General features: G+C 67.6%; 9 protein-coding genes and 1 pseudogene. 8 read left to right on the top strand and 2 right to left on the bottom strand.

Translation table 11 applies throughout. The annotated features are described in order from the left end of the window. The 6 genes from F3H26_RS18900 to F3H26_RS18875 form a co-directional block, all read left to right on the top strand. Positions 1–351 (top strand): hypothetical protein (locus F3H26_RS18900; protein ID WP_149777519.1); only part of this gene is annotated, 351 nt, incomplete at its 5' end. Beyond that, positions 348–545 (top strand): hypothetical protein, encoded by a 198-nt coding sequence (locus tag F3H26_RS18895; RefSeq protein WP_449421236.1) that lies wholly within the window; start codon positions 348–350, stop codon positions 543–545. The genes F3H26_RS18900 and F3H26_RS18895, both read left to right, overlap by 4 nt. After that, positions 538–984 (top strand): DUF6362 family protein, encoded by a 447-nt coding sequence (locus F3H26_RS18890; protein WP_149777518.1) that lies wholly within the window; start codon positions 538–540, stop codon positions 982–984. Before F3H26_RS18895 ends, F3H26_RS18890 begins: the two co-directional genes overlap by 8 nt. 401 nt (positions 985–1385) lie before the next feature. After that, the gene (locus F3H26_RS18885) at positions 1386–2726 is read left to right on the top strand and encodes a site-specific DNA-methyltransferase (RefSeq protein WP_149777517.1); all 1341 of its coding nucleotides are present in this window, start codon (positions 1386–1388) and stop codon (positions 2724–2726) included. A 4-nt stretch (positions 2727–2730) separates the two neighbouring features. After that, positions 2731–3717, top strand: coding sequence for a DNA cytosine methyltransferase (locus F3H26_RS18880; RefSeq protein WP_149777516.1), 987 nt, complete (start codon positions 2731–2733; stop codon positions 3715–3717). 9 nt (positions 3718–3726) lie between these two features. Next, the gene (locus tag F3H26_RS18875; RefSeq protein WP_149777515.1) at positions 3727–3951 is read left to right on the top strand and encodes a DUF7220 family protein; all 225 of its coding nucleotides are present in this window, start codon (positions 3727–3729) and stop codon (positions 3949–3951) included. A 45-nt stretch (positions 3952–3996) separates the two neighbouring features. Here F3H26_RS18875 and F3H26_RS18870 read toward each other — a convergent pair whose 3' ends face one another. Both F3H26_RS18870 and F3H26_RS18865 read right to left on the bottom strand, forming a co-directional pair. Next, complete coding sequence (locus F3H26_RS18870; protein ID WP_149777514.1) at positions 3997–4521, bottom strand: DUF3489 domain-containing protein; 525 nt, start codon at positions 4519–4521, stop codon at positions 3997–3999. A 94-nt stretch (positions 4522–4615) separates the two neighbouring features. Further along, the gene (locus F3H26_RS18865) at positions 4616–4885 is read right to left on the bottom strand and encodes a hypothetical protein (protein ID WP_149777513.1); all 270 of its coding nucleotides are present in this window, start codon (positions 4883–4885) and stop codon (positions 4616–4618) included. A 108-nt stretch (positions 4886–4993) separates the two neighbouring features. Between F3H26_RS18865 and F3H26_RS18860 the strand changes: the two genes are divergently transcribed. Then, positions 4994–5599, top strand: coding sequence for a hypothetical protein (locus F3H26_RS18860; RefSeq protein WP_149777512.1), 606 nt, complete (start codon positions 4994–4996; stop codon positions 5597–5599). After that, positions 5547–5809: pseudogene (locus tag F3H26_RS18855) on the top strand (phage terminase large subunit family protein); the annotation flags it as partial. The gene F3H26_RS18860 and the pseudogene F3H26_RS18855, both read left to right, overlap by 53 nt.

The raw sequence follows: 5809 nt of genomic DNA, 5'->3' as shown, positions 1-5809 counted from the left end.
GGCATGCGGTATCTGCGCTTCACCAACTGGCTGAGCGAGATCGATCGGCTATCCGGGCCGGTGGAGGCGATCTGGTTCGAGGAAGTCCGTCGCCATGTGGGCACCGACGCGGCCCATGTCTACGGCGGGCTCATGGCCACCCTGACCGCATGGGCTGAACTACGTGGCGTGCCTTACGAGGGCGTCCCGGTGGGCACCATCAAGCGCCACGCCACCGGCAAGGGCAATGCGCCGAAGCACGCCATGATCGACGCCGCCCGCGCCCGGGGCTTCAGCCCGGCAGACGACAACGAGGCCGATGCCATCGCGATCCTCATGTGGGCGATCGAGACCAAAGGAGGGCTGGCATGAGGACCATGCGCTTCACCCCGCCGGGCTATGGCGGGCGGCGACGCGACCCTGACGAGGTCAAGCGCGACGGCTGGCGGGAGCAAGGCCTGCTGGCGGTGTCGGTGGAAGATGAGCGGTTGACCTGGCCCGAGCGGGAACTGGTGCGGCAACTCGGCGAGAAACTTTATGGCAAGCGGGAGGAGCGACATGACTGACTGGACGATGGCCCGGGTGCAGGACCGGCTGGAACTGGCCGCCGACGTGTTCGCGCAGATGCCGGCCGTGAAGCCGCAGGGGTATTTCAACGCGTGGCCGGAGTATTTCCACAGCTTCGCCGACCAGGTCGGCCAGGAGCCGCAGATGCGCCGGCCGTTGCCGAGCCCGCGCATGATCACCGACGCCGAGGAGGCGATGCTCTGGCTGCGCTGGCTGCAGAAGGACGACGCGCGGATCGTGTGGCTGAGGGCGAACCGCAAGCCATGGAAACCGATCTGCTGGCAATTCGGCCTGTCACGCACCGCCGCCACCAAACGCTGGCAGTACGGGATCGCCCTGATCGTCTGGCGTCTTAACGGGCGTGTTCCGCCACGCCGACGCTCACAGCGCTTCGTCGTCGAGAATGCCGACCGCCTGTCAAGGAAAATCGTCCTGTGAGGAAATTTTCCGGTGTACATCGCAAGGCCTTACAGATTTCCGGAATGAGGGTAGAAACCGGGTATGCTCGGGAGAGGCGCGCGCGGGACGGCCCGTGCTGCTGGCTTCCGAGAGTCCACCAAGGGGACCAGCGGGGTCCAATCCGCTAACCCTTTGAATTCAATGGTTCCTTCTGGGCCGATTACGTATGCTGGCGGGCTTGGCGCGGGATTTCGCCAGCGACAGGGCCGGATTTTTGGGAAGCCACCCGGAATCCGGATCCATGAAAACCCCGCGCAAACCCCAATAAACACTGGCCTTCCGGCCGGATACCCCCGGATGCCGCTGGACCCCGCGAGGAGTCCAGCGCGGCATCTGGAATCCACCGCGCTGGGATCCACCACATTCACGGAACACTGCCCATGACTCTGAGCTTCGCACCCGAGCGGATCGAGATGTGGCCGCTGTCCAGGCTCCAGCCCTACGCGAAGAACGCGAAGGTGCACGGGGCCGACCAGGTCGCGAAGATCGCCGCCAGCATGGCCGAGTTCGGCTGGACCGTGCCCTGTCTTGTTGGCGAGGACGGCGAACTGATCGCGGGCCACGGCCGGGTGCTGGCCGCGACGCAGCTCGGGTTGACCGAGGCACCGGTGATCGTGCTCGGCCACCTGAGCGAGGCGCAGCGGCGGGCCTACCGGATTGCGGACAATCGACTGGCTGAATCGCCATGGGACGAGGCACTCCTTTCGGCCGAGTTGCAGGATCTGCTGGCGGACGATTACGACCTGTCGCTGGTCGGCTTCTCGGACGGCGAACTCGACAAGCTGCTGACTTTCGATCCTGACGGGGGCGGCGAAGAAGAAGGTGGTACCGGGGGCTCCGTGCCTCCGGTAACCATCCCGGAGCCCCCGCGCAATCCGGCGTCCCGCACCGGCGATCTGTGGATCCTTGGCGACCAGCGCCTACTCTGCGGCGACAGCACGAACCATGAGGACGTCCGCCGCCTGATGAACGGCGAGCGCGCGGTGCTGTTCGCGACCGACCCGCCGTATCTGGTGGATTACGACGGCTCCAACCACCCGACGCGGAACAAGGATTGGAGCCACAGCTATGGCGTCACCTGGGACGACAGTTCGCAAGGCGCGGAGCTCTACGACGGCTTCATCGCCGCCGCCGTCGCCGAGGCGATCACCGAGGATGCCGCCTGGTATTGCTGGCACGCCTCCCGCCGCCAGGCGATGCTGGAAGCCTGCTGGGAGAAGGCCGGCGCCTTCGTTCACCAGCAGATCATCTGGGTGAAGGACCGCGGGGTTCTGACCCGGTCGCATTACCTGTGGAAGCACGAGCCCTGCTTCATGGGCTGGCGCCGGCCGCACCGCCCGCCGAAGGTGGCCGAGGAGACGCTGCCCTCGACCTGGGAGATGCCGTCCTTCGCCAAGGACGAGCGGCCCGACCATCCGACGCCGAAACCACTCGATGCGTTCGGCATTCCGATGCGCCAGCACGTGGCGCGTGGCGGGCTCTGCTACGAGCCGTTTTCCGGCTCCGGCTCGCAGATCATGGCCGGGGAGGCGAACGGCCGCCGCGTCTACGCCATGGAGATCAGCCCGGCCTATGTCGATGTCGCCGTGGAGCGCTGGCAGGTTGAGACCGGCCGGCACGCGATCCTCGATGGAGATGGCAAGACCTTCGCGCAGGTGAAGGCCGAGCGGCTGGGCCAGGAAGCCGCCACCGCCCATTCCGAGACCACGCCCGCAGCCTGAGGCAATGCATGACCTGGCTCTACCTTCCTCCGGCCTGCCTGCCGGAGCCGGAGACCTGTTTGGCCTCTCGCTCTGCTCCGGGGCCGGCGGGCTCGAGCTCGGGCTGCATCTCGCGCTCCCCGGATATCGCGCTGTGGGTTACGTCGAGCGGGACGCCTACGCCGCGGCCATCCTCGTGGCGCGGATGGAAGACGCGGCCCTGGATTGCGCGCCTGTCTGGGACGACGTTGCCACCTTCGACGGCCGCCCGTGGCGCAATGCTGTGGACATCGTCACTGCGGGCTATCCGTGCCAGCCGTTCAGCGTGGCGGGCAAGCGCCGGGGCTCGGACGACCCGCGCCACCTCTGGCCGCATGTCGCCCGCATCATCGGCGAAGTCGTGCCGCCCTTCGTCTTCCTCGAGAACGTCGCCCATCATCTCCGCCTCGGCTTCCCCGAAGTCGCAAGCGGACTGGTCGGCATGGGCTACAGAACTGCGGCGGGCCTCTTCACGGCGGCGGAAGTCGGTGCGCCGCACAAGCGCGAACGGCTCTTCATCCTCGCCCACCGCGAGCGCGACCAGCTGGCCGACCCCGCGCGCCTGCTCCGGGACCCGCTCGAGCGGTGGAAACCGGATCGAGATGCTCGCCCGCTGGCCGACGCCGATGGCGAGCGACGGGAACAAGCCGAGCGCGGGCAAGCGCAAGGCGGCCGGCCTGACCGGCGTGAGCCGGATGTGGATGACGCCGACGGCGCGGGACCACAAGGACGGGGCGACGACGCTGGCGAACACGCCGGTGAATGGCCTGCTTGGCCGCCAGGTCCTGATGACGCCGAAGGCTGGGAGCGATACCTCAAGGCAGCGCCGGACCTTGAACCCGCTGTTCGTCGAGGCGCTGATGGGCTGGCCCACCGGGTGGACCGCCTTCGGCTCTGTGGCAACGGGGTGGTCCCCTTGGTTGCGGCGCATGCGCTTCGAACTTTGGCGGCTGAATTGCTGGCCGACGGATGAGGACGTGGCATGAAACAGAGCCGCACCATGTCGCTGGTCGAAGCCATCGCCAATGTCGCCGTCGGCTATGTTCTGGCCATCGCCACTCAGATCGTCGTGTTCCCGTGGTTCGGGATCGAGACTGGGCTGGCTGAGCATCTCACCATCGGTCTCGCTTTCGTCGGCGTCTCGCTGGCGCGCGGCTACCTCCTGCGCCGGTTGTTCGAGGCGCTGCGGATACGTGGTGCGAAATAGGCACCGCCGCCCGCTCGGGGCGGCGGCTACAGAATGGACCGGGTATCAATCGCTGGCGATGCGATAGACCCGCCCGCGCCCCTCGACCTTCTCGGAAGCGATCGTCAGGCCCAACTTCTTCTTCAGCGCGCCGGACATGGCGCCTCTCACAGTGTGCGACTGCCATCCCGTGGCGGCAACGATCTCGTCGATGGTCGCGCCACCCTCAGCGCGGAGCATCTCGATCAGCTTCGCCTGCTTGGTGCCCGTACGCGGTTTGCGAGTTTTGGGTGCGGGGTCAGGAACCGGTTGCTGCGGCTCGAAGCCGATGGCGGCGAGCCCCGCGTCGGTGATGTGCAGGAGGATGGCGCAACCGTCCTCGTCGTTGCGCCAGATGCGGTTCAGGGCGGGATCGGCCTTCGCGAGTTGGTCCGTCACCGTCTCGGCGATCAACCCGCGCTTCAGCAATGCGCCGATTACCTTCTGTGCGGCGCCTCCGCGCAAGCTGCCGGGAAGCGGCAGGACGTTGCGGTCGTCGCGCTGCGCGGCGGCGCTAAGGATCACGAGTTGGGCGTCGGAAAGCTTGGTCATCCGGGGTCTCCTTCATCGGGGCCGCGACCATCGCGACCCTTCCACGACCCCAAGCCGCGCATCGGCGCGGCGGGAGTTCCGGCTGGGCCGGAGATCACTCGGCGTGTTCGCCCTCGCCGAAGGCGAAGGCGCAGAGCTCGCGCAGCCGCTCGGCGACGTGCCCGAGACTGCCGACATGGCTCCAGTTCACGTCGTCGGGGCTTGCGTTGAAATGGTCGTCGCGGAGCGCCTGCAGCCGGGCGAGCATCTCGTCGATTTCGGCCTTGCGCGACACGAAGGCGGCGAGCGCAGCGTCGCGGTTGCGGCGTGCCCTTTCGGCGCGGAGTTCGTGGCGGGGTGTGGTCTCGGGGTTCAGGCGGGTCATGGCTGGCTTCGGGTGAGTTGCATCGTCCTTGTGATCGGACGTTCGCTCGAGGCGCCCGGCTTATCAACTCGATAAGCACCTGAGTTTGAATGATAATCGGAGCCCGTCATGCGGGGCATGAGCGAGCGCCAGTATGCCGCCCGCGTGGGCCTCTCGCGCGGCGCGATCCAGAAGGCGAAGGCGGCCGGAAGGCTCGTCCTGCACGAGGATGGCAGCATCGACGCGGATGCGTCCGACAGGCTTAGGGCCGAGACGACCGACCCGTCGAAGACGAGGAAGGCGCAGAAGCTGAAGCCCGTCCCCGAAGCGGCGGTGTCGGCGGTTGGCGACACGCTGCGCGAACAGGGGCTTGCTGCCCCAGCGACCGGCGGCGGCACGACCTTCCTGCAGGCAAAGACCGCGCATGAGGTGCTGAAGGCGCAGGAGCGGCGCATCCGGCTGCAAAAGCTCAAGGGTGAGCTTGTCGACCGCGCCCGAGCGGAAACGCTCGTGTTCCGCCTCGCGCGCGAGGAACGCGACGCGTGGGTGAACTGGCCGGCGCGGGTGGCGGCGCCGCTGGCAGCCGAACTGGCATTGGCGCTCGCACAGGCTGCGGATGCCGAAAACGCAAATGCACAACCGGCGGTCACGACCGCGCTGATCCAGAGACTGCTCGAAACCCATGTCCGCGCCCAACTCGACAGCCTCGCCGAGGTTCGGCCGAGGCTCGGATGACGGTGCGGAGGAATTCGACGGGGCGGAGGGGATTCTTCGGGCCTGGCGGAGCGGCATCCGGCCCGATCCCGACCTGACGGTCTCGCAATGGGCGGACCGCCATCGCCGGCTGGGGACCCGCGCAAGCGCCGAGCCGGGGCGTTATCGCACGGACCGCACGCCCTACATGCGCGAGATCATGGATCGGCTGAGCCCCGGCGATCCGACCCA

The organism is Ruegeria intermedia (assembly GCF_900129345.1).
Taxonomy (GTDB): domain Bacteria; phylum Pseudomonadota; class Alphaproteobacteria; order Rhodobacterales; family Rhodobacteraceae; genus Ruegeria; species Ruegeria intermedia.
The sequence above is the reverse complement of the archived record's forward strand: the minus strand, read 5'-3'. Positions and strand labels throughout refer to the sequence as shown.

Excerpts from the sequence above, each read along its gene's own strand:
- F3H26_RS18895 (WP_449421236.1), top strand. The coding sequence starts at position 348 with ATGAGGACCATGCGCTTCACCCCGCCGGGCTATGGCGGGCGGCGACGC.
- F3H26_RS18870 (WP_149777514.1), bottom strand. The coding sequence starts at position 4,521 with ATGACCAAGCTTTCCGACGCCCAACTCGTGATCCTTAGCGCCGCCGCG.
- F3H26_RS18880 (WP_149777516.1), top strand. The coding sequence starts at position 2,731 with ATGCATGACCTGGCTCTACCTTCCTCCGGCCTGCCTGCCGGAGCCGGA.
- F3H26_RS18875 (WP_149777515.1), top strand. The coding sequence starts at position 3,727 with ATGAAACAGAGCCGCACCATGTCGCTGGTCGAAGCCATCGCCAATGTC.
- F3H26_RS18890 (WP_149777518.1), top strand. The coding sequence starts at position 538 with ATGACTGACTGGACGATGGCCCGGGTGCAGGACCGGCTGGAACTGGCC.
- F3H26_RS18860 (WP_149777512.1), top strand. The coding sequence starts at position 4,994 with ATGCGGGGCATGAGCGAGCGCCAGTATGCCGCCCGCGTGGGCCTCTCG.
- F3H26_RS18885 (WP_149777517.1), top strand. The coding sequence starts at position 1,386 with ATGACTCTGAGCTTCGCACCCGAGCGGATCGAGATGTGGCCGCTGTCC.
- F3H26_RS18865 (WP_149777513.1), bottom strand. The coding sequence starts at position 4,885 with ATGACCCGCCTGAACCCCGAGACCACACCCCGCCACGAACTCCGCGCC.